Here is a 22,824-nt window from a genome sequence, read left to right on the forward strand (position 1 = left end):
CCTCATTTCTTTAGCGTTAATTTAGTTACTAGCTTTAATTAAAAAGGCTAGCTGTGATGCACTTTTAAAAATTGGTTCCTGCTTAAAATGATACCAATATTTCAGGCTTTTGTCCATTGGTATCCGTTATTTTGATGATCTTTTTTAAGCACATTTGTTCTATTTGTTTGCATATTTTATTTTTTTGTGCTTTATGGTCTGGCCATTTGTCCCTAGCTTAGCTCCTTTTGTTCATAAAATATATCTTTCTGAGCATGAGAGCTTCTGTAATAATGAGCAAAAACAAGCATGAAACTATCGTGAAAATCACAATTCCTGTAGAAAAAAGTTAATTTATCTCCTAATTTCTAAAAAAGGCTTGCAATGATAATCATCACAAGCTTTCGTTGTACTATTACTTTTTCACTGTTTTTTTGAATTCAAACTTTTCCATCCATCCCTTTTTACGTTTCAAGTTCACATAGCCAATAACCGCGAAGACAAAAGCACCCAAAAAATCGACAAATAAATCTTCCATTGTATCGGTCATAGCTTCAGTCCCAGCTAATTTTGTTCCGTCTTCTAGCATCGTCTTTTGCATGTTCATACCTAGCCATCTATCTGAGGCGAATTCATAAAACTCCCAGATAACACCTAGCGTTACGGCAAAACATATAGCAAATAGAGCTACAAATGCCGGACTTAAATTCATCGTTGTTCGCTCATCTTCGTTTAGGAACGATATAACAGAAAATCCAAGCGCACCGAGCATAGCCCCACTAAACGTATGCAAAATAGTATCCCAGTTTGGAATTAAGTAATAGAAGCTTTGAACTTCCCCAAGATAAATCGAGCAATATAAGAAAATAATAAAGACAAGATACATGTTTCCTGGGATTTCAAATTTAAATCTGCGTCCAAGAATCGCCGGTAAAAACATTGCAACAAGCCCAAGAATACATTGACTAACCATCAACGAATAATCACTACGCGTTGGTTCCCCTGCCGGCGTTCCTGTTTCTGGCGTCGTCATTACATTGTAGATAGAAAATATCAATGAGATTAATAGTGATACAAAAACAAAAATTGCAATGATTTTTGTCCAATTCCATTTTTTGGATTTCTTCAAATGTATTAGCCTCCCTTTTTCACGTCATTTGTTCATTATAATAACATTTTTCATAAAAGGAAAGTTTAAACTTTTTATAGATCAATTAAGTTCTTTTTAATTGCATATTTTACAATTTCAGCGCGCGTAGAAAGATCGAGCTTGCTCATGATGTTTGATTTATGCGTTTCGACGGTTTTTACGGAAATACATAGTTTATTAGCAATTTCTTTGTTTCCATAGCCAAGCGCGATAAGAGGCAGCACTTCTTGTTCGCGATTGGAGAGTTGGACATAAGAATTGCTGACTTCCTCGCCATTATTGTGCGCTAAAAATTGACGAACCAGAGCCGTCGTTACTTTCGGGTAAATATATGTTTCACCTTGTTGCAAAGCGCGGACAGCATCGAGTAGCTCATCGTCTTTAGCGTTTTTTAGAATGTAACCAGTTGCACCTAGTTTTAAAGCTCGGAACAAGTATTCTTCATCGTCATGCATCGTCAAAATAAGTATTTTAGTGAAAGGAAAGTTCTCCTTGATTCTTTTTGTTGTAACTAATCCGTTTTCTCCTGGTGGCATGCTTAGATCCATCAAAATTACGTCCGGCATATGGCGTTCGGTTTCGAGATAAGCCTCCAAACCATCTGCAGCATCAGCTACTACTGTCATATCTTCTTGTGAATTAATAACGAAGGAAAGACCACTTCTAACTACAGCGTGATCGTCTACAACGAGTACTTTAATCATATTGATTAGCCCCCTTTGGTTCGATTGGTATCCTGACAAGCACTTTGGTTCCTTTATTTGGCTCGGAGCGCAAGTCGAATTCCCCATGCAAAAGTTCTACTCGTTCCTTCATGTTCAGTAAACCTAAGCCACTGCCTTCTGCGGTGAAATGATCTGGCAAAAAGCCAATACCTTGATCGTTAATTTCCAATACAATCGTTTGTTTTGTCTTGAAAAGATAGACTTCGATTTCGTCCACATCAGCATATTTAGCAGCATTTGTGAGCGCTTCTTGGGTGACGCGATAAAGCATCGTTTCCACACTTGCCGAAAAGCGCGTACCATATAGTTCGGAAACGAAAACAACATGGACACCAAAGAGTTGCTCATAGCGCTTAAAGTAGGCTTTTAATGCCGCAAAAATTCCGAGGTCATCAAGTGCTGATGGACGTAGTTCTACAGCCATATTACGAATATCTTCTAGCGTTGTTGCAAGCATTGAGTCCATCTCGGCAATACTTGATTCGTAATCTTCTTTTTTAGTCATATATTTAATTTTGCGAAGTTCGATTAACGTGCTGAAAAGTCCCTGAGCTAAGCCATCATGAAGCTCTCTCGATAACCGCTTCCTTTCATTTTCCTGCGCGTTGATAACGTATTCAGTCATTGTTTTTTGCTTCAAAAGTTGCTCGGTTTGTTGCTGTTGCGTTAAGTTCCGCAAAAGGAGCAGGCTAATTCCAGCAGCCTCATCAATCAGCGTATAGCTCGCGCTAAATGGTATGTTCTCGCCACTTTTCACGTTCAAGAAAATTTGAAAAGCTTCGTTATCTGCTCGTTTCCGCAAAGAACAACCGAGACATGTGCGTTCTTCGAAAATCGAAGTATAGCCACCGCAATATGTGCAAAAATCGCCTAGGTTCGCCTCGTATTGGCCCAGTAAGCGATTCGCTGCAGGGTTAGACGCAATGATTTCACTTTTATCTCGCAGCAAAAAAACAGCATCGCTCATCTGTTCATAGGCTCTCATAAATAGTTCGGATGTAATTTCCATTTCGCATCATTCCTTTGTGGCTATTAGGTTTGGTTGCATCTTGTCAGCAACTTCTTGCAAGTTCGTAATCACCGGCTCTTTAATTTGAGTGACTTTCCGGTAACCCCCAAGCATCACACCTATTACCGCATCTTCTGACATGATTGGAACAGCGACAATGCTCGCTAAATTTTCGATGAGCGCGATTGGATACTCTTGAAGTGGCGCAAACCTGTCATTTTTTAAGTCTTCGGAAACCATTGGTCGCGCAGTTCGCCAAACGATTCCTGCAATACCTTTTCCAATTTGGAGAACGATTTTTTGATAGCGTTGATTTCGGTTGCCAGCGACGTATTTCCAGCGTATCTCTTTTTGCCCGTTTGCTGCAATCGCGGTGGCAATGCCGACAAAGTCTAACCCGAGTTGCAACCTAATATCAATTAGTTCATTAGCTATATCTTGCTCTTTCATTGACTTCTCATTCCTCCTTAACTACCCCTCTAGAATAACACGTGTTGGGTCGTTTTGGAATATGCGAAAGATTTCACTTATACCTAATCGATCTAATTCTTTTTGAAAAGCTAGTGCCGAAGTTCCATTATGCAAAATGACACCATCCCATTGTTGCTCGGATAGGACGCGAATAGTAATGTCATCGAATCTTGCATCATTAACAGGAAGTGCGTAGACGTGAGCGCCAAGCTCGGTATATTCACATAGCTGGTCGAATGTAACGCCGTTCTCAGCTGCTAATAAATAGCGCTTGCCAAATAGCGGCATTTGTTCAAACCAAGAGGTGGCATTACGTTCTTGGACAACGTTTCCAACGATAATCATAGCTGGATTCGCCATCGTTGTTTTCGCTAGCTCGGATTCAATAGTTGCGATAGTTCCTATTAGTACTTTTTGGCGTCCAAGTGTTCCCCATTCGATGATTGCAACCGGGAGTTCTGCAAGATTTGGTTGCTTGCTGATTTTTTCGCAAATACGCGGTAAGTTTTCGATACCCATGTAAAAAGCTAGTGTGCCACCGAGCGCGAGTGTCGTCATATCAATTTCTGTGAGAGCATTATTTTTCTGATGACCCGTTGCAAAAGTGACGTGCCCATTATGGTCGCGATGCGTTAGGGGAATTCCCGCATAAATTGCAGTTGCAGAACCTGATGTAATTCCTGGAACGACTTGATAGGTTAATCCTGCATCTGATATAGCTTTCATTTCTTCACCAACACGTCCGAAAATAGCTGGGTCCCCGCCTTTGAGACGCACTACTTTTTTACCTTGCGTGGCATTCGCAATGATTGCAGCATTGATTTGCTCTTGACGCATGATGTGATGATGTGGCAATTTCCCGCAATATAGAAATTTAGCGTCTTTTTTTGCTAAATAGAGTAGTATTGGGTTGACAAGTCGATCATAAATAATGACATCTGCCGTCTCTAAGTGACGTCGGCCTTTTAGTGTCAGAAGTCCTGGATCGCCTGGACCCGCTCCAATGAGATAGATGTTCGTCATGCGTTCGTTACCAAATAGATTTTTCCATTTTCAACTAGCGTCTCATAAGTTTTAACACAGCCTTCATCAGGCGCTGCGACCAATCCGGTTTCTAGTGAAATTTTATAGTCATGAAGTGGACAGAAAACGTCAGTTCCAGATACAGTACCTTCTGCCAAGGGCCCATTTTTATGTGGACAGCGGTTTTCAATAGCTTTCACGTTGTCATCAGATAGTCGAAATAATGCTATTTTAGCGCCATCCATGATTACTTCACACCCAATGAGTGGCATCAAACTTTCTAAATCTGCTATATAGCTTTTCTTCATCGCAGTCACACTCTTTCTACGTGATATAGTTTTTGTTTTTCATTATCTTGTAAAACTTGTTTCCATGGGTCAGTCCGGCCAGCAAGTGCCTCGTCTAGTGCAGCTTTTAGTTTTGCTTGTTCGATTGGATCGAGAATGATGCTGCTGATGTGCTCCATGCCCATTCGTTCGAGCCACGGCGCAGTCCGCTCCATATAAACACCTGTTTCACGGTAATATTGGACGAAGGCGCTACAAATGTCGAGTACTTCTTGTTCCGTCGAAACGGTGGTTAGGAGCTGTGCTTCTTTGACTTCTGTCCCGCCGTTCCCACCGATGTAAATTTGGTAGCCATTCTCCACGCAGATAATGCCGTAGTCTTTGATACCTGATTCGACACAGCTTCTTGGACAACCAGAGACACCCATTTTAAATTTATGTGGCGTGTCGACAAATTCAAATTGGCGTTCTAGCGCTTCGCCGAGTGCAAGTGCATCTTGTGTACCAAAACGGCAAAATTTCGATCCGACGCATGATTTAACGGTGCGTAATGTTTTTCCGTATGCAAAACCGGAGCGCATGTCGAGTTCTTCCCAAATTTTTGGTAGGTCTTCTTTTTTTACTCCGTATAGGCCGATGCGTTGTCCGCCTGTTAATTTTAGTAATGGGATATCGTATTTTTCAGCGACTTTGGCAATTTTTATAAGCTGTTGTGGATCTGTTTGGCCTGCATACATCCTTGGAATTACCGAATAAGTGCCGTCATTTTGGATATTGGCGTGCAGTCTTTCGTTGACGTAGCGACTTTCTGGTTCATCGGCATGTGTCTGTGGGTAAATCATGTTGAGATAATAATTGAGCGCTGGGCGACATTTCGAGCACCCTTCTGGATTACGAAACGCCAGCACATGGCGAACTTCTTTTGCGGTTTGTAATTGTTTTGAGCGGATTTGAATGATGAGTTGGTCGCGTGTGAAGTCTGTACATCCACAAATTCCAGCTGGTGCGGCGCTTACGAAATCGTCACCGAGTGTGTGTTCCAGAATGTCACCAATGATTGGTTTACATTTCCCACATGAACCACCTGCTTTTGTGTGTGCAGTTACTTCACCGATTGTTGTGAGGCCTTTGTCCGTGATCGCGCGTGTAATATCGCCTTTTGTAACGCCATTACAACCACATACAGATTCATCATCAGGCATTTCGGCAACGCTTGTACTTTCGGATTCACCCGATTTGTGAAGTAGTGAAACAAGTGTGAAATCGGTTAGTTCTTCTTCTTTTTTTAGCAGGTTATAGAGCCTGTTACCTTCTGTTGTATCCCCATAAAGCACAACACCAACTAGTTTTCCATCACGTATGAATACTTTTTTGTATTTATTTTCAATGCTGTTAAAAATAGTGACGCCTTTAATTTCGGCATTTTCTTTGATATCACCGGCTGAGAATAAATCACAACCAGAGACTTTGAGTTGGGTGAACATTTTGCTACCACGATATCCTTTATTTTCGATATCGCATAGGTAGTCTGCGAGCACCTTGCCTTGCTCATAAAGTGGCGCTACAAGACCGTATGCGATTCCATTATGTTCTGCACATTCTCCAACAGCAAAAATGGCTGGGTCAGCGGTTCTCATAAAATCATCAACTACGATGCCACGCCCAGTTGGTAAGTTGGCGTGTTGGGCTAGCTCGATTTCTGGCTTAATTCCGATTGCCATCACAACTAAATCTGTTTCGATTTGCGAACCATCTTTGAAAGCTAGGCCAGTGGCACGTGATTTGCCGAGAATTTTGGAAGTTGCTTTTTGCATAAGGAATTTCATGCCTTGCGCTTCAAGATCTGCTTTTAAAAGTTCACCTGCTTTTGCATCAAGCTGGGTTTCCATCAGCCAATCTGCAAGGTGAATTACCGTTACATCCATGCCTTGATCAAGGAGCCCACGCGCTGCCTCCAAGCCAAGTAGGCCACCGCCAATGACAGTCGCTCTTTTGTATTTCTGAGAGATTTCAATCATTTTTTCGGTATCAGCAATAGTTCGGAAACCGAGAACACCTTCTAAATCTGCACCTGGGATTGGCAAAATGAAAGCACGTGACCCGGTCGCTAAAATAAGCTTGTCGTAAGTGAGGTTGCGCTTAGTAGTTGTAACCGTTTTGGCAAGCCTGTCGATTAGAATTGCTTGTTCATTCGTATGTAGTGTGATGTTGTTGGATGTATACCAAGTTTCGTCATTGAGAATAATTTCTGGGGTTGTCATTTTGTTTTGTAGAATATTCGACAGCATGATGCGATTGTAGTTCGGATATGGCTCATCCCCGATAATGGTGATGTCGTATTTGTCTGGATTGCGGCCTAGAATTTCTTCGATTGTGCGTACACCAGCCATCCCATTGCCAATCATGAGTAATTTTTGTTTCGACATATGTTTCCCTCCTGTTTTCATGTGAACAAATGAACAATTGGTGGTAAAATTAGATGACTTAATTATACAGGGATTGGCCTACTTCTAGTATGGGGGAAAACACTGAAAAAAGCGCCTCAAATATCAGCGCTTTGTTTTAAATTTTGGAGGATTTCTGTCGTGCAAGCTGGATTCTCTCCATTTGTCGAAATCGCGATTAGATGGTCTTCTTGATGAAATGTTGCCATGTTGAAAAAGTCTGATCTAGACTTGTCAGTGCAGTCGTTAATTAGTTGATGCGTGGCTATATCCTTAGTGACTTGGGTATTAACTGCTGGATCATTCGTACAGCAGAAAATGAGAAATGCTGTTTTGATATGTGTCGATTGATATTTTTCTTGGATTCGGTAGACAGCCATCTGTTGTAACTCTTCTGTGAATGACGGGGCGACGACTGTGATGTTAGCTCCTGTCATAAGAAGACCTCGCGCTTTTCTAGTTGCAATTTTACCACCACCGATGATTGTAACGTTTTTATCGGTTAACTGTAGCAACACTGGATAGCCATCGTTCATGGTTGCGCCTCCTCAATTTTGCGAATAACTGCGGTTGCTAGTTGTTTGTCTAGTTCGAGACAGCTAGTTTCATAGAAATCCGAGTTAATTTCTGTGATCCCTGTCCGAATTTTATCAACGAGCTGGCCTGTAAAAAGAAAGTAAGGCATCCAGTAAACTGGGCTCTTTGTTGCTGTTAGTTCCGCTGCGATTCGCTTGTAGTCCGGTTCGCCGTGGAGCATGCCAAGTGTGACTTTAATGCCAAGCTCAGCGCTTAGTTTAGCAACGACATTTTCCATCTGATTCCGCGGTTCGTCGTAGGATGCGCTTCCATGAGCGATGACCAGAATTGTTGCGTTAGAGCTTGGCTTAGCATCACGAATGCGCGTGGCTGCAACCTTGACTGTTTCTAACTCTGCACCAAATGTGTCGGCAATGTGAAATGTCACGCTCGGATGCGCAGATTGTAGCTTAGCAACATGTTCTGGAATGTCTTTTGTTGCGTGCATCGCGGGAAATAACAGCATCGGCATGACTGTAATCTCCGTTGCCCCTTCTGCAATCATTGCTTCACCGACGAGTGGCAGAGATTCATCTTCTTTTTCTAGAAAAGCAATTTTTTGGCAAGATTCAGGTCTTTTCTGCATTATCTCTGCGACAAAAGCTCGAAATTCACGGTTTTTCTCGGGTAGGCGACTTCCATGGGCAACGTATAGGATGGCTTTCATTGTTTTCCTCCTCGAATGTGAAAAAAGAGCTTGAAACCTGACATGCGTCTCAAACTCGAATTTTCATTTATTCTTCATCTTTGCGTTCTTCTTTTAAAATCGTGTACATCTCTGTTGCAACTTCTTTACGGGCATTTTCTTCTAAACGATCAATGCGTGCTGTCACCGTTTTTTGTCCGAATTTGATAACAAGTTCGTCCTCTACTTTAACGTTTGTGCCTGGTTTGGCAACGACACCATTTACCGAAATACGGCCTTTTTCAGCGACTTCTTTCGCGACGGTGCGGCGCTTGATTAGTCGGGATACTTTTAAAAATTTATCTAAACGCATAGTTCCTGCCATTTTTCATCCATCCTTTGTTTGTAAAATTTATCTTTATCTTCGCACGATTAACGTAAAATTGCAACTATACCAGTCAACTTCGCCTAATTCGATTCAGGCGCAAATAGTTATTTTTTGTGAATTTTATTGGCGAGCCACATTAGCTTCGATCCAAATGGCATATAGACGAGGTCGCGAGTCGTGAGTAGTTTGAATTTGATGATGCAATAGAAAAAGATGATGCCCCCGATTAGAGCTCCTAGCAAGGCTTGGATTGCACTTCCTGTTCGGCTTGTGAGTGGCCAAGTTGCTTCCCACGTTATTGGAATAATAATCATTAATATAAACGCGAGTAGCGCCCAGCCAATCATGTGTTTGCGGATGAACGGGACTGGTAGTTGGCGCTTGAGCAGGATGTAACACATAATAAGCGTTGCCGCAAGACCGATGACGGTGGACCACGAGGCGCCGTATGTCGTGAATCGTGGCACAAGGATGGCGTTTGTAGCAATTTTGACGATAAGTCCGACGCAGACTGCAACAGCAGGCCCCGCCATATTGCCGAATCCTTGGAGAATGCTACTCATGGTTACGATTAGCGAGCTCAGGAATAGGGATAGAATGAAAATTTGTAGGACGCCGGTTCCTGCTGCGGTTTCGAAAAGCATTTGGTTTGTTGGACGCATGATAGCGATAAGACCTAGTGTTGCTGCTCCCGATAGTAGAATAGTGAGCTTGATGATGAGCAGGACGGATCGGCGTAATTCCTTTGTTTCTCCACGCGATTTTGCAGACGTAATCATTGGTACGATGGCAAGTGCGAGACCCATACACAGCACCAAACCTAGTTGTAGCAACGGCTGACCGCGATCATAAATTCCTTTTAAGCTTTTTGCAGTAGTAGCATCGATTCCGGATTCACGCATAAGGCGGTAAACTTGGAACGAGTCTAATAGTTGGAAAAGAATCAGCATCGCGCTTGTAGTACAAACGGCGATACTCTGCGCTAAAAAGCGTTTGACGAACTTCGCATTTGCCCATTTTTTTGTGAGCGTAATTTTCTCAGGCTTTTTGCGCCAATAGAAATAAAGTAGTGTACCAAGCGCTCCCAGTCCACCAATGACAGCGCCACTCATTGCTACAGCACCTGTCATATAGAGGTTCCAACCAAGCGCGGCGGCTCCTGTTGCTCCTGCGATAATGATAATAACACGCACAAGTTGTTCGATAGTCTGTGAAACCGCGGTCGGAATCATCTGTTCATGCCCTTGGAAAAAACCTCGAAAACTCGCTAAAAACGGCATTAATAAAAAGGAAAAGCTGATGACGCGAATCAGAATTGTTAGGTGGACATCACCCATAACGCGAGCGATGAATTCGGCTCCAAAGAAAATCATGAGGAAAAAAACAAGCCCCACACCCATCATAACCTGTAACGCCGATTGAAAAATTTCTTCGCGTTTCGTAACATTTTTTTCTTCAGCAATCAGTCGTGACACAATAATTGGAAAGCCCGCCAAAGCTAACGTCATCGCAATCCCATAAATCGGATAGACTTGCTGAAATATATAAAAACCAATATCCCCAACCATGTTCTGGAAAGGGATACGGTAAACCGCGCTAAGTATTTTAGATAGCAATGACGCAAGCGTTAGCCAAACAGCGCCTTTCATTAAGTTCTTCATTGTTTTTTGAGCCATCTATACGCCACCGCCTTTTCTAAAGATTAGATATTCGCTTATTCTGTGTTTGATTCTGAAACTTCTTTTTTCGCCTCTGAAAGTTTATCCGTCAAAGTTTTCAAATCAAATAGCCATTCTTGGAGTGGTTTCTTGCTGACGTTAACCGTAATTCTAAGCTGCTGACCATCCATGCCAACACCGATCTGGCGACCATATTCGCCAATAACCTGCATCACCATGTCGCCGCGCATATTTTGCGTTCCGCCTTCTGAGAACTGAATCGTAATCTTCTCAGCGTCTTGTTTTATAGACTCAATACCAACACGCATCGCATACACTTTTAGTTCAGTAATCATGAATAAATATTCCACTTGCTCCGGATATTCGCCAAATCTATCCATCATATCCGAACGCAATTCTTCCAAATCATCCATGTCAAGAACAGTCCGGAATCGCTTATACATCTCAATTTTTTGACGTCCATCTTGAATATAATGCTCGGGAATATAGGCATCAACCGTAATATCAATCTCCACAGGTACAATTTTTTCATGCTCTTCTTTAGGTTGACGTGCGGCAATTGCTTCTTGCAACATTTGTGAATATAAATCGAAGCCGACAGAATCAATAAAGCCATGTTGCTGCGACCCTAAAATATTACCAGCCCCGCGAATCGACAAGTCACGCATTGCAATTTTGAACCCCGAACCAAGCTCCGTAAATTCTTTGATGGCCTGCAACCTTTTTTCCGCCTCTTCACGTAAAATTTTATCCTTCTGGTACATAAAATACGCGTACGCAATTCGGTTCCAACGACCAACACGACCACGTAATTGGTATAGCTGGGAAAGCCCCATATGATCTGCATTTTGGACAAATAACGTATTTACATTCGGAATATCTACACCCGTTTCAATAATCGTCGTTGTCACCAACACATCAAATTCTCCCTCAAGGAAGCTCAAAATCACAGACTCAAGCTCTGTTTCCGTCATTTGACCATGCGCCACTGCAATCCGCGCATCTGGAACGAGCATCTTAATCTCATCCGCTTTTTGCAAAATAGAATCCACTCGATTGTGCAGAAAGAAAACTTGACCATCACGCGCTAGCTCTCGCTCAATCGCTTCCCGAATCAATACATTATTCTGCTCCACTACATACGTTTGCACAGGAAAACGATTGGCAGGAGGAGTCTCAATCACCGATAAATCACGCACACCAAGCATCGACATATGTAGTGTCCGCGGAATCGGTGTCGCCGTCAACGTCAGCACATCAATTTTTGAGCGGATATGCTTAATCTTCTCCTTGTGCGTTACGCCAAACCGTTGCTCCTCATCGATAATAAGGAAACCTAAATCATGATATTCAACATCTTTCGATAGTAACCGATGCGTTCCAACAACAACGTCCACGTGCCCAGACTTCAAGCCCTTTAGCGTCTCATTTTGTTGTTTTCGCGTCCGGAATCGGCTCAACAATCCAACCTCAATCGGGAACCCTTGGAACCGCTCTTTCATCGTTTCGTAATGTTGTTGCGCTAGAATCGTTGTCGGAACTAAGAAGGCAACTTGTTTTCCGTCCATCATCGCCTTAAACGCCGCGCGCAAAGCAACTTCGGTTTTCCCATAACCAACATCTCCAACCAGTAAGCGATCCATTGGCCGTTCGCGTTCCATGTCCTTCTTAATCTCCATAATCGAGCGCAACTGATCCTCCGTTGCCTGATATGGAAACGCATCCTCAAACTCGCGCATCATTTCGCCGTCAGGACTAAAGCCATAACCACGTTCTGCCTCACGTTCTGCATACAATTTGATTAAATCGTCCGCAATATCTTGCACAGAAGCCTGAACTCGCGTCTTGACACGTTTCCACTCCGTGCCGCCAAGCTTGTTTAGCTTCGGCGCCTTACCTTCTGAGCCAACATATTTCTGCACGAGCTCCAATTGTTCTACCGGGATAAATAGCTTATCATCGCCTTGATACATCAACAATAAGTAATCCTTATGCACACCATTGATGTCCAGCGTCTCCATCCCAACATAGCGCGCAATCCCGTGATTCACGTGAACGACATAATCGCCAACCTTCAGCTCGGAATAACTCTGAATTCGCTCCGCATTCGATAATTTCTGCCGTTTCTTAGGTTTCTGCTTCTTCTTACTATTAAAAAGTTCCGTCTCACTAATGAACACAACTTTGGCAAGCGGCAACTCAAACCCATTCTGAAAACTGCCAAGCACAAATTGCGTCTGACCAAATTTCGGAACCTCCGACTCATCCTTTAAAATCACGCTTTCCATCTCATAATCTACAAGCGTCTGCTTCATTTTTTCCGCACGCTCAATCGACGGCGCCAAAATCACGACCGCATAATTATTCTTCGACCAGCTATCCATCTCCGTTTTTAAAACGTTCATCTGACCATGGAATTGCTGCATTTGCTTGTAAACAATATTCGTCATCTTTGCAATCCGCACACTGTTAGGCGTTTTTTGAAACAGTGATAAATAAATTCGCGACAACCGATCCGTCTCCAAAAGCGCTCGGAAATTATGGCTCATTTTCGTATCACGAACTGTTTCCAACCGCTCAAGCGTCTCCGTTTGCCATTCCGCTTCTTCTTTTTCTAACCGCTCATCTGTCTCTTGAATCCGCGCAAACTCATCGAACAGCAAAATCGAGTTCTGTGGCACATAATCAAGTAAAGAAGCTGGATCTGGGTAGCACATCCCAATATACTTGAAGAACATATCCGGTTTCTGTCCATCACGAAGTAACTCTAAATCCGCTTCCAAGTTTTCCACCAGTTGTTGCTTTTCCTTATCACCTGACATCTGTTTCAGCGTCTCTACCAGCTTTTTCTCAATTCGCGTTACCAAATCAGGAAAAAATGCTGGCTCCACCAAAATCTCAGTCGCAGGAACTAGCTTAAACTCCTCTACTGTCTCAATTGACCGTTGCGAATCCACATCAAAGAAACGCAACGAATCCACTTCCGTATCAAATAACTCCAATCGAATCGGGTGTTCCTCCGTAATCGGATAAATATCGATAATCCCACCGCGAATACTGAATTCACCCGGCGTATTGACCATATCGCTTCTTGAATACCCCATTGTTACAAGCTGACTCTGCAAGCCTTCTGGGTCAATCTCCGTACCTTGAATCAACGAAATATTATACTTTTCCCAAATTGAAACTGGTGGCAAAATTTTGCGCAAGCCAGCAACAGGAACAATCACGATTCCTGGTTTTCTAGATAACAAAAACTGCAGCACTTCGACACGTTGCCCGCGAAGTTCTGGGCTTGAAATACTAAGCTCCGACGAAATCAACTCATCGGCAGGATATAAGTAAAGACGATCACTGTCTAGTAAAGCCGACAAATCATCATATAATTTCTGAGCATGATACAAATTATGTGTTACAAAAATAACCGGTCGTTGCGTTCCACCCTCAATAACACTAGCGAATAACGCCCGACTCGAACCTGAAAGCCCCGTTACTAATTGCGATTTCCCCTTTTCTTCTAACTCTTTAATCACGCCACGAATATCTTTTTGTTCATAGACTAGCTGTTGCAATCCTTTCACGCTAAAAGGCCTCCTTTTTTTGAATATTCCATCTAAATTTTTCGCCGGAATAATCCGGCTGCTATGCACTAGTTAAATTGGTTCATAACATCTGCAAAACTCTTATTTGACCAAGCCTCTATGGCGTCTGCACTCGTCTTAATTGCCGCAATAATATCCGCATGCTCCGATTTTGGAAAATCGCCAAGCACGTAATTCAAAACATCACCATTTGCAGGTCGATCCACACCAATGCGAATCCGATTAAATTCCTGTGTTTTCAAATGCTGAATCAATGATTTCATCCCATTATGACCACCAGCACTGCCCTTTTGTCTAAGTCTTATTTTCCCAGTAGGCAAATCCAAATCGTCATAAATAATCATCACGTCGTTCACTGAAATATCATAATAATCCATCAACGGACGCACACATTCTCCCGAAAGATTCATAAAAGTTAACGGTTTCACGAGCAACATTTTCTCGCCATTTACAACGATACTACTTGTCATCCCATTAAATTTCGACTTCTTCCAAGGCGTTTGATATCTAAAACTAAGCTCATCGACAACCATAAAACCGACATTATGCCTAGTACGTTCATATTTTTTACCCGGATTTCCGAGCCCAACAATCATCTTCATAACGACTCTCCTCAATGAATTAAACCACTTCACTAATGAAATGGTTGTTTACGACTATGCGTTTTGTTTGATTATACCACGGTTTGGCATTGTAAGAAAGGGATGTCTTTAGCAAGCTGAGGAGAAACTACTATAAAAATAAGGAGCACGTAGATGATTCTTTTAGTTTTATTTGCTAGTATTAATGTAAAAACGCTCTTTTCGCTCTAAGTTATGAAGACACCAAACAAGAAAGAAGGCAGAAATGAAGTGGCATTTATAAAATCAAACTAGCTCAGTCTATTAGGCTTAATTTACTTCATCTCTATATTCATGTATGTCACCTTTACAACTCAATTTTTCTATTATTTGCTAGTCAGTGGCGCTGGTATTCTTACTTTCCTATTAATGCTAACCATAGATTATCTGAAAAATAAACAAAATTACAGAAAAAAGCAATAGCAAAACCGCTATGAAATGAGATACTCGTATTTCATAATGGCTTCAAATTGCTTTCCTTTATTATACTTTCTCAAAATAGAAAAAATCGTTTTTGCGATGGCATTGTATAATCTTCCGCGATAATCACATCATTTTTAAGTACTCTCGCGCCATTTTCTTTTAAGTATCCCATATAACTCGAACCGATTCGCTTCACCAGCCGCTGTTCAATCTCCTTATGCAAAAGTGGCCGCCTAGTTGTATCATGCGCATCCGTCGCCAAAAAGTGCACCAACTGATTCTCCAGCAAAATCTCACTCGATTTCTTAGACTTTTTACCAAACTTCCCATCTAAACTCGACCAAGTAAGCTGTGCCAAAGCGCCATGCGACACAAATTCATACAAGCGCTCTGGATTTTCCATAATCTCAAAATTCCGCTCTGGATGCGCAATTACTGGCACATACCCCGCCATCTGCAAGTCATAAAACAACTGCTCTGTAAACACCGGAATACTCTGCGTTGGAAACTCAATCAACACATATCGACTTCCTGCAAGTGATGCCAAATCACCATTTTTCAGACCCTCGATAATTTCGCCGTGCAGACGCACTTCCTGTCCAACATGCACTTGCAACTCCATCCCATAGTCCTTAATCGCCTCGTTCAAATCCGCTACATGCTCGGCAACAGAAGGACGCAGATTAAAATAATCGCCTTTCAAATGATGCGGTGTTGCAATGATATCCGTGAACCCCTCTGCTATTGCTTGTTGCGCCATGGCAAGACTGCCCGTTTCCGTTTTTGGCCCGTCATCCAACTGATTCAAGATGTGGCAATGTATATCAATCATACTTCTCATTCCTTCTATTGGCTTATTTTTTGCAAGCTTGCACTATCGATTTCCGCATAACCTCCGAAGAATTCTTGCAGTACTGCCTTAATTTTATCGACTCCACCTACTTCATCACTCTCTAAGTTTACTGGCATAACAGGCTCGTGTAAACTCATACGTAGCAAGAACCATCCATTTCCAAACGCACCACTCGTGTTGACCCTAACGCCCTCTTGATTTACAGGCTCCAATTCCAAACCATCCGTTTTAGCCACAAATTCTTTGAAATCTTCTAAAGCCGCTAACCCATATGACTTAAAATTGCTTGCCAAAATCGACAGGCGAATCTCATCATTATCTGCTGGGACCTTCAAACTTTGCGTCAAATCCGCCAAATCCTTGCCCTCTTTACGCAACTTCGCATAACGCATCAAAATTTTCGCAATCAAATACGCGCCGTCATCCAAGAAATAGTTTTCCCTTAAAGCTGCATGACCACTGACTTCAATCGCAATTTCACTCTGCGTCCCAGCCTCATTCAACCGAATCGCCTCATTAATCACATTACGATATCCACGCTTAAACCGGTGCTGTTTCCCACCAAGCGCCTCAATGAAATCCTCTAAATGCGTCGAAGTAGTTGAATCCGTCACAATCGTCGTTCCTGGATGCTCATCCAAAATAATCGCCGAAATCACAGCAATCAATGGATTCCGATTCAAACTCTCGCCATCCCGATTCACAATCGCTGCCCGATCCACATCCGTGTCAAAAATAACGCCCAAATCGGCTTTATTCGACAATACAGCTTCCTTCAAACTCGCCATTGCCTCATTATTATCAGGATTCGGAATATGATTCGGGAAATTCCCATCAGGATCAAGGAACTGGCTTCCCGTAATATCCGCACCTAACTTAGCCAAAACCTCAGTCGCAAAAAAGCCACCCGCGCCATTTCCCGCATCCACCACGATATGGCTTCCATCAAGCGGTTCCTCGTAGCGCACCTCATCATTAATCCCAGCGCGAATTTTGCCAACTAAGTCTGCAGCATACGTTTCCAGCAACCGTTTATGCGTCACTGAGCCCGCAACACTTGCCACAAAAACCGCGTCTGCATGTTCCATAATATAATCAATATCCTCATGTTCTGCGCCACCGTCACGCGTGAACAATTTCAGACCATTGTAGAAATAAGGAAGATGACTTGCTGTAATCATAATTGCCGCATCACACTGATAATCTTCATATTGCGTTGCCATGAACATTGCTGGTGTCGTAGCCAAGCCAACATCCACAACATCGATGCCAGACCGCGTCAAGCTCGCTACAAGAACATCTTTCACACGCTCAGCAGACAATCGACTATCATGCCCAATCGCCACAGTTGCCTGTTCACCAGTCTTTTTCACATCGCGCAACCAAGCCGCAAAGCCAATCGCAATTGCACTTACATGTTCATCCGTTAAAGTTACATCGTGTTTCTCCGTCTCAATCGCAATTCCTCTAATATCCGAGCCATTCTGCAAGTCCTTCAAAGCCATAATCCCATTCCTCCAATTTCTATGTATAGTCTCTCGTTTATTGTACCAAAAAATCTGTCCGATAGCGACGCAAGACCATCCCATTTTTGTATTATAACGCCATTTGCCTCGCCAACCGCGCCTTCATCTCTCCAACGACACGCTCCGGCCCCAAAACTTTCATCATCGGTCCAAATGACAATAACTGAATCACAAGCTCTGTCAAATCCCCAGTTGGACAATAAATCTCCAGCTCAAACACATGCTCCCGCTCCGTTCGAAACGCCTTTTTCTTATAATCTGCAAAATGAATCATCGCCCGATCTACCGCGTTCCGGTGATTCACCACATGACACGTCACAACGACCATCTCCGCCCGATGCTCTGGCAAAGCCATGTCGACAGAAGCACCAATCCGCACTTCCATCACCTTTCCCACATTCATCGTAAACGGCTTCAAATCCCCCTTCCTAAAACAAAGCAACCGAAACCGATCATTCTTCTCTGAAAACTCCAACCGATACGGCAAAAAAGTTCCCCGCAACATCTCTCGTTCACGTACCTGATAGGCCAATTCCAACTCCCTCTTATCCTCAAGAGCCTGCAAAACGACTCCAAAATTAGCTCTATATGTCGGTTCCAGATAAGCATCGCCATCCCGAAACTGATCAAAACACCACATCGAGTCAGCATCAAACAATACCTCATAGTCTACAAGCTCTCGTTCCAACTCCCCTATTTCACTATCTCCTAGAAACAAGCCCATCCGTGAATCCCGCAAAATCGTTTTCAGCCACCGTTTCTCAAGCACGCCTTGCACCGGCACCCAGTCCTTTTTCAAGATAGGTTCGTAAACTCCATCCCGCTCCCGCAACAGATGCCACTGCTCCGTCAACTGCGGTAACAAATGCAATCCACTCTCATCAAACCCCAGTTGTTGTACAATCGCTGCCATCTCCTGCTTCGACACTCCGCTTCGCCGCCTCAAAATCTCTAGAACGACTCGATAATATGCTCCATACATTTCATTAAATATCTCCAACCGTCGTCCCCTCCTCAAAATAAAGCCGATACATATCCGCAATCTCCGCAAAAAACTGCTGTTCCCATGCAACATCACCCGAATCAATCGCTACAATGCGTCCCACAAATGTCCGCAAAAAAGGCTTCATCCCATTCAAATCATACGTCTCTACTCTATATTCAAACCGCTTTGGAGTTAACCGAATAAGTCTCCCATGCCGCCCTTCCATCCGAATCCGGTCCAGCATATACGCCTCACTCACCTCATCAATCGAAAGCGTCACGCGTAATATATGCACCACCCGCCGATCAAATCCCGCACTCCACATAAATTTTCGCACCTCATCAAAATGCGCCTTTTCCATTCCGAAATCCGTCGCGACCTCTACCAAATTCACCCGCTCAATCTGATCCAACCGATGAAACGCAAAAAACTGCCCTTTCTTCGATTTTCCAACCACATATCGTCGTCCCGATTGAGCACTATTCAGCACCTTTACAGGCAAAAAACGTAGCGCCCGCTCCCGCCCAAACCGCGTCAAAGCTACCCATCGTTCTTCCCGAATCGCTACCAATAGATCCAAACAAACCTGCTCCTCTAGCGTATGCATCACAAAATAATGCTTATATCGAAATACTGCATCCAAACCGCGCTCCTGTTGCAATAAATAATGCCCCAACACACCAAGCGGAGCCATCTCCTTGAAAAACTGTACCGCTCGCAAAGCTCGATCAGACAACACCACACTCGCAACCCGCGAAAAATAAACCTCCCGCCCAGATTCCGTTCGCCGCAACACATCCAATTCCACATATTCCGCCAATTTTTTTCGCAACGTCAGCGCCTCCACAATAAATCCATCATGAAAATGCACCAAGTAATCTTCATCAATCTGTGCCAACACCTGATTCACCGAGTACTCCTCACCGTCCGCAAAAATATCCATCAACACGAAATGCAGAAAAACATCATTCTTCGTAAAGCTCTTCGCCTGCCAAACCGCAAACATCGGATTCTCAGTGATCTCATTCGGATCAATAAACAAACGCAGCGCCTTCCGATTTCCTTGCCGCTCCACTTCCACATACTCTCTCAAATAACTTTCAATCCTGCGCCGCTCATTATCGTAACTCCGCCCACTTTTTGTTGTAAAATCCTCTCGTTGCTTAAATCCATACACATAAAACTCCCTTACATAATTCCGAATCACCGAAAAATTCTTAATCAACTCATTAAACGATTTAGCCATGATATCCCCCACTCGCACCTTTTTTTATAAGATAAACCCGCGCAACTCCTCTATACTAAAATCATAAACTGGAAATGAGGAAATAACAATGTTTACTTACTATGAAAAAAATGAAACCAAAAAACCAATCAAAATTTGGCTTGCAGATCAATCAGCAATTGAAGATAGGTGCTTCGAACAAGCAAAGCAAATCGCAAACCTACCATTCGTCTACAAATGGCTAGCACTAATGCCTGATACACATCTCGGCGCAGGTATGCCGATTGGCGGAGTTCTCGCGACCAAAAACACCATCATCCCATACGCAGTTGGCATGGACATTGGCTGTGGCATGTGTTACATCCAAACCGACGTCCACGAAAGCGAAATCAATCCTAATTTCATCAAAGGCATCGTGAACGAAACACTATTCACCATTCCCGTCGGCAAAGCTCGTCACCGCGAAGCAAAAAAATCTGCCGTCATCGATATGGCTCTTGCACAAAAAGATCATTACGAACTACTGCCAAACGCAACAGAACTACTTGAAAACGCCTACTATCAAATTGGTACACTCGGCGGTGGCAATCATTTTATTGAATTTCAAAAAGATGAAAACGGTTATCTCGGCATTATGCTCCACTCTGGAAGTCGCCATCTCGGCGCACAAATTTGCCAGAACTTTCAAAAACTAGCCGTCAAGCTCAACCAACAATGGCTAAGCGATATACCAGAGCGCAACACTCTTGCTTTTTTACCAACTGATTCATTAGAAGGTCGTGCCTACATCGAGTGGATGAATCTCGCGCTTGACTATGCTTTTGAAAATCGTGAAACCATGCTTGAAGCAACAATGACCATTTTCGCGAAACATGCCAAGAAGAAGCTTGGCAAAACGACTCAATTTACCGACAAAATCAATTGCCATCATAACTACGCATCACTCGAAAACCACTATGGACAAAATGTCTGGGTTCACCGTAAAGGTGCAACACGAGCAAGGAACGGCGAACTCGGTATCATACCAGGTGCGATGGGAGCAACAAGCTATCTTGTTCGTGGCCTTGGCAATCCGGAGAGTTTCCATTCCTCTTCCCACGGCGCTGGACGGAATTTTTCCAGAACACGTGCCAAAAGTAATTTTCCAATGGAGGAAGTACTTCAAGATTTGAATGACCATAACATCACAATCGGGAAGAAAAATCTACAAGATGTCGCTGAAGAAAGCCGTTTTGCCTATAAAAACATCGATGAGGTTATGCAAAACCAAACCGATCTCGTAGAAACCATCAAAACGTTACGCACACTAGGCGTTGTCAAAGGATAAAAGAGCAAGAAGCGCTTGGAATATTGGGACTGTTCGAATTCAGACGAGCTACAGTCCCAATATAAGTACGAGGTCGCTCTCAATCCTAAGCCACAATTCATCCCAATCATAACCCGAGCATTCATATACAAATGTTTCTATTGGCAACGATGCGATAATCTCAAGTTCTGCTTCCTTCCGATCCATAAGCGTTTGAACAAAGCCATCCATTCCTACACGATTATGCTTTTTTCCATAGGGCGTACTCTCATAGTAAGGAATTATCCCATCAATCCAACCCCCATCATCAAATATCCGCTCTTGCGCGACACGCTCAATAGACTCCCTAATATCCGCATGTGAAAGATAAATAAGTACCGGCGACAAATCCGCCACAGTATTTAACAACTCGCTAAAATATGCCTTCATCGCATCCAAATCTTTCATCTGATAATTCATCAATTCGCCCACATGATTCTGCAAAAATGAACACTCAAAAATAGTGATTCCATCCTCTGCTATCGCCCTATCTCCAAACGATTTCCAGCGCTTCCAGTGCAACTCCGCAAAAGTCGAAAAAGGCACCCGATTATCATAAACCTCATACGACTCCATCATTTGATAAAACAGCTCATTATGAGGCTTCACCTATGCATAAGCAACCATCGCATAACCATTTTCCATCTTGGTATGTTTATGAATCTCTTCTTTTATACTGTCAAACTGCTCTAAAATAGCTGGAAACGCCGCCTCAGGAATGCACGCAATCCACGCCAAATCTGCGGGATGATAAGCTCCCTCCGTATACACCGAAACATTCAGACCTCGGCTCCGGTAATAGTTCGCTATTTTTACAGCTAACGTACTTTTACCCGAACCAGGAAGCCCTTCAATCATGATTAATTTCGTATTCATACACACAACACCTCAATGTCGCTAATTTTTTCGTAATATTTTTTCCATCGCTTTGCCTTTAGCTAATTCATCAATTAATTTATCCAAATAACGAATTTGTTGCATCAACGGATCTTCAATTTCCTCCACACGGTAGCCACAAATAACGCCCTTAATTAGCGAAACATTCGGATTTAACTGTGGTGCCTCTCCAAAAAAAGTTCTAAAATCAGTTTTCTGATCCAAAATGCGTTGTAAAGCTAACTCATCATAGCCCGTCAGCCAAAATATAATCTCATCAACTTCCGCTTTCGTTCGTTCTTTTTTCTCTGCTTTTTGTATGTACAGCGGATACACACTAGCAAATGACATTGCAAAAACCCTCTCATTATTCTTCATCATCTTCTCCTCCTCAAACTTTATATACATACTATTCTACCTACGCTACTGCCGATTAACAATGATTAACGCTTACATAGCACAACAAAAAAGCCTCACCCTGCATACATCTTCGCAAGGGAAGCATTTTTAGATATCGTTATGCCTAAAGCTGCTCACTTCTTCTTTTTCTTCTTGAACATCGATCGAAAAGCATTTTTTATTACATCAAAGAAACTTAAAGAACTTACCATGTTAGCTGGGTCGACATATACTCGAATAGCCCGAAGTACATCTTTTGGCTTTTTGGAAGCGAAAGTGAATGTTCCGTTACGCTTTGTTTTAATTGCATAGCGCGGAATCCATTTTCCTTTTAGCATCACTGAAACGATGACTTGATCCACTTCTTCCCATGGAATCTGGATAAATTTGCGCACATCACGCGAATTGAAAAATTCAAAGCCTTTGTCACCAATCATGATATGCCCATAATCTGTGAGTCCTGTAAAAGCAGTAGCATCTATTTTCATGTCTACTTTTGTATTAATTGATTGAACCAACTATTTTCGCTCCATTTCTTCTCGCCTGTTTTCTTTATTATACTTTTTTTCCTGCCATATACCAATAAAAAGAGGCTAGCGATAAATGCCAGCCTC

General features: G+C 42.8%; 22 protein-coding genes. 1 reads left to right on the forward strand and 21 read right to left on the reverse strand.

Going from position 1 to position 22,824, the window contains the following annotated elements:
- Positions 1-394 precede the first annotated feature (394 nt).
- The 17 genes from R8925_RS11765 to R8925_RS11845 all read right to left on the reverse strand — a co-directional run bounded on the left by R8925_RS11765 (position 395) and on the right by R8925_RS11845 (position 19,611).
- Complete coding sequence (locus R8925_RS11765; protein WP_430536035.1) at positions 395-1,108, reverse strand: DUF2238 domain-containing protein; 714 nt, start codon at positions 1,106-1,108, stop codon at positions 395-397.
- A gap of 74 nt (positions 1,109-1,182) precedes the next feature.
- A complete protein-coding gene (locus tag R8925_RS11770; protein WP_430536036.1) occupies positions 1,183-1,833 on the reverse strand; it encodes a response regulator in 651 nt (216 codons plus the stop codon).
- Positions 1,826-2,863 (reverse strand): sensor histidine kinase, encoded by a 1,038-nt coding sequence (locus R8925_RS11775; RefSeq protein ID WP_430536037.1) that lies wholly within the window; start codon positions 2,861-2,863, stop codon positions 1,826-1,828. Before R8925_RS11775 ends, R8925_RS11770 begins: the two co-directional genes overlap by 8 nt.
- Positions 2,864-2,869: 6 nt before the next feature.
- The gene (locus R8925_RS11780) at positions 2,870-3,313 is read right to left on the reverse strand and encodes a GAF domain-containing protein (protein ID WP_430536038.1); all 444 of its coding nucleotides are present in this window, start codon (positions 3,311-3,313) and stop codon (positions 2,870-2,872) included.
- Positions 3,314-3,334: 21 nt separating this feature from the next.
- The gene (gene cobA / locus R8925_RS11785) at positions 3,335-4,357 is read right to left on the reverse strand and encodes a uroporphyrinogen-III C-methyltransferase (protein WP_430536039.1); all 1,023 of its coding nucleotides are present in this window, start codon (positions 4,355-4,357) and stop codon (positions 3,335-3,337) included.
- Positions 4,354-4,665 carry a nitrite reductase small subunit NirD gene (gene nirD, locus R8925_RS11790; RefSeq protein WP_430536040.1) on the reverse strand — a complete coding sequence of 104 codons (312 nt, stop codon included), beginning with the start codon at positions 4,663-4,665 and terminating at the stop codon, positions 4,354-4,356. The genes cobA and nirD overlap by 4 nt, the downstream gene beginning before the upstream one ends.
- Before the next feature lie 5 nt (positions 4,666-4,670).
- Positions 4,671-7,070, reverse strand: a complete 2,400-nt coding sequence (nirB, locus tag R8925_RS11795) for a nitrite reductase large subunit NirB (protein ID WP_430536041.1) — start codon at positions 7,068-7,070, stop codon at positions 4,671-4,673.
- A gap of 116 nt (positions 7,071-7,186) precedes the next feature.
- The gene (locus R8925_RS11800) at positions 7,187-7,624 is read right to left on the reverse strand and encodes a precorrin-2 dehydrogenase/sirohydrochlorin ferrochelatase family protein (protein WP_430536042.1); all 438 of its coding nucleotides are present in this window, start codon (positions 7,622-7,624) and stop codon (positions 7,187-7,189) included.
- Entirely contained in the window at positions 7,621-8,331 is a 711-nt protein-coding gene (locus tag R8925_RS11805; protein WP_430536043.1) for a sirohydrochlorin chelatase, read from the reverse strand. Before R8925_RS11805 ends, R8925_RS11800 begins: the two co-directional genes overlap by 4 nt.
- A 67-nt stretch (positions 8,332-8,398) precedes the next feature.
- A complete protein-coding gene (locus R8925_RS11810) occupies positions 8,399-8,662 on the reverse strand; it encodes an RNA-binding S4 domain-containing protein (protein ID WP_277619741.1) in 264 nt (87 codons plus the stop codon).
- 119 nt (positions 8,663-8,781) lie between these two features.
- Complete coding sequence (locus R8925_RS11815) at positions 8,782-10,353, reverse strand: putative polysaccharide biosynthesis protein (protein WP_430536044.1); 1,572 nt, start codon at positions 10,351-10,353, stop codon at positions 8,782-8,784.
- Positions 10,354-10,391: 38 nt separating this feature from the next.
- Positions 10,392-13,937 carry a transcription-repair coupling factor gene (gene mfd / locus R8925_RS11820; RefSeq protein ID WP_430536045.1) on the reverse strand — a complete coding sequence of 1,182 codons (3,546 nt, stop codon included), beginning with the start codon at positions 13,935-13,937 and terminating at the stop codon, positions 10,392-10,394.
- A 68-nt stretch (positions 13,938-14,005) separates the two neighbouring features.
- Positions 14,006-14,560 carry an aminoacyl-tRNA hydrolase gene (pth, locus tag R8925_RS11825; RefSeq protein WP_430536046.1) on the reverse strand — a complete coding sequence of 185 codons (555 nt, stop codon included), beginning with the start codon at positions 14,558-14,560 and terminating at the stop codon, positions 14,006-14,008.
- Between the two features lie 511 nt (positions 14,561-15,071).
- Positions 15,072-15,833 carry a tyrosine-protein phosphatase gene (locus R8925_RS11830; protein ID WP_430536047.1) on the reverse strand — a complete coding sequence of 254 codons (762 nt, stop codon included), beginning with the start codon at positions 15,831-15,833 and terminating at the stop codon, positions 15,072-15,074.
- A gap of 14 nt (positions 15,834-15,847) precedes the next feature.
- Positions 15,848-17,359 (reverse strand): phosphohexomutase domain-containing protein, encoded by a 1,512-nt coding sequence (locus R8925_RS11835; RefSeq protein ID WP_430536048.1) that lies wholly within the window; start codon positions 17,357-17,359, stop codon positions 15,848-15,850.
- Between the two features lie 91 nt (positions 17,360-17,450).
- Positions 17,451-18,380 carry a WYL domain-containing protein gene (locus R8925_RS11840; RefSeq protein ID WP_430536049.1) on the reverse strand — a complete coding sequence of 310 codons (930 nt, stop codon included), beginning with the start codon at positions 18,378-18,380 and terminating at the stop codon, positions 17,451-17,453.
- Positions 18,367-19,611: a WYL domain-containing protein gene (locus R8925_RS11845; protein WP_430536050.1), complete on the reverse strand. Its 1,245-nt coding sequence runs from the start codon at positions 19,609-19,611 to the stop codon at positions 18,367-18,369. The genes R8925_RS11840 and R8925_RS11845 overlap by 14 nt, the downstream gene beginning before the upstream one ends.
- 88 nt (positions 19,612-19,699) lie before the next feature.
- On the opposite strand from R8925_RS11845, the gene R8925_RS11850 reads away from it, so the two are divergent.
- Positions 19,700-20,917 (forward strand): RtcB family protein, encoded by a 1,218-nt coding sequence (locus R8925_RS11850; protein ID WP_430536051.1) that lies wholly within the window; start codon positions 19,700-19,702, stop codon positions 20,915-20,917.
- Positions 20,918-20,965: 48 nt separating this feature from the next.
- Here R8925_RS11850 and R8925_RS11855 read toward each other — a convergent pair whose 3' ends face one another.
- From R8925_RS11855 to R8925_RS11870, 4 genes are all read right to left on the reverse strand, one after another.
- A complete protein-coding gene (locus tag R8925_RS11855; RefSeq protein ID WP_430536052.1) occupies positions 20,966-21,514 on the reverse strand; it encodes a P-loop NTPase family protein in 549 nt (182 codons plus the stop codon).
- A gap of 30 nt (positions 21,515-21,544) precedes the next feature.
- Positions 21,545-21,811, reverse strand: a complete 267-nt coding sequence (locus R8925_RS11860) for a P-loop NTPase family protein (protein ID WP_430536053.1) — start codon at positions 21,809-21,811, stop codon at positions 21,545-21,547.
- Positions 21,812-21,832: 21 nt separating this feature from the next.
- Entirely contained in the window at positions 21,833-22,189 is a 357-nt protein-coding gene (locus R8925_RS11865; protein WP_430536063.1) for a DUF2200 domain-containing protein, read from the reverse strand.
- Positions 22,190-22,344: 155 nt separating this feature from the next.
- Entirely contained in the window at positions 22,345-22,728 is a 384-nt protein-coding gene (locus R8925_RS11870; RefSeq protein WP_430536054.1) for a DUF956 family protein, read from the reverse strand.
- Positions 22,729-22,824 lie beyond the last annotated feature (96 nt).

Origin of the sequence: Listeria rocourtiae subsp. hofi (assembly GCF_963575615.1) — a bacterium.
Classification (GTDB): Bacteria; Bacillota; Bacilli; order Lactobacillales; family Listeriaceae; genus Listeria_A; species Listeria_A hofi.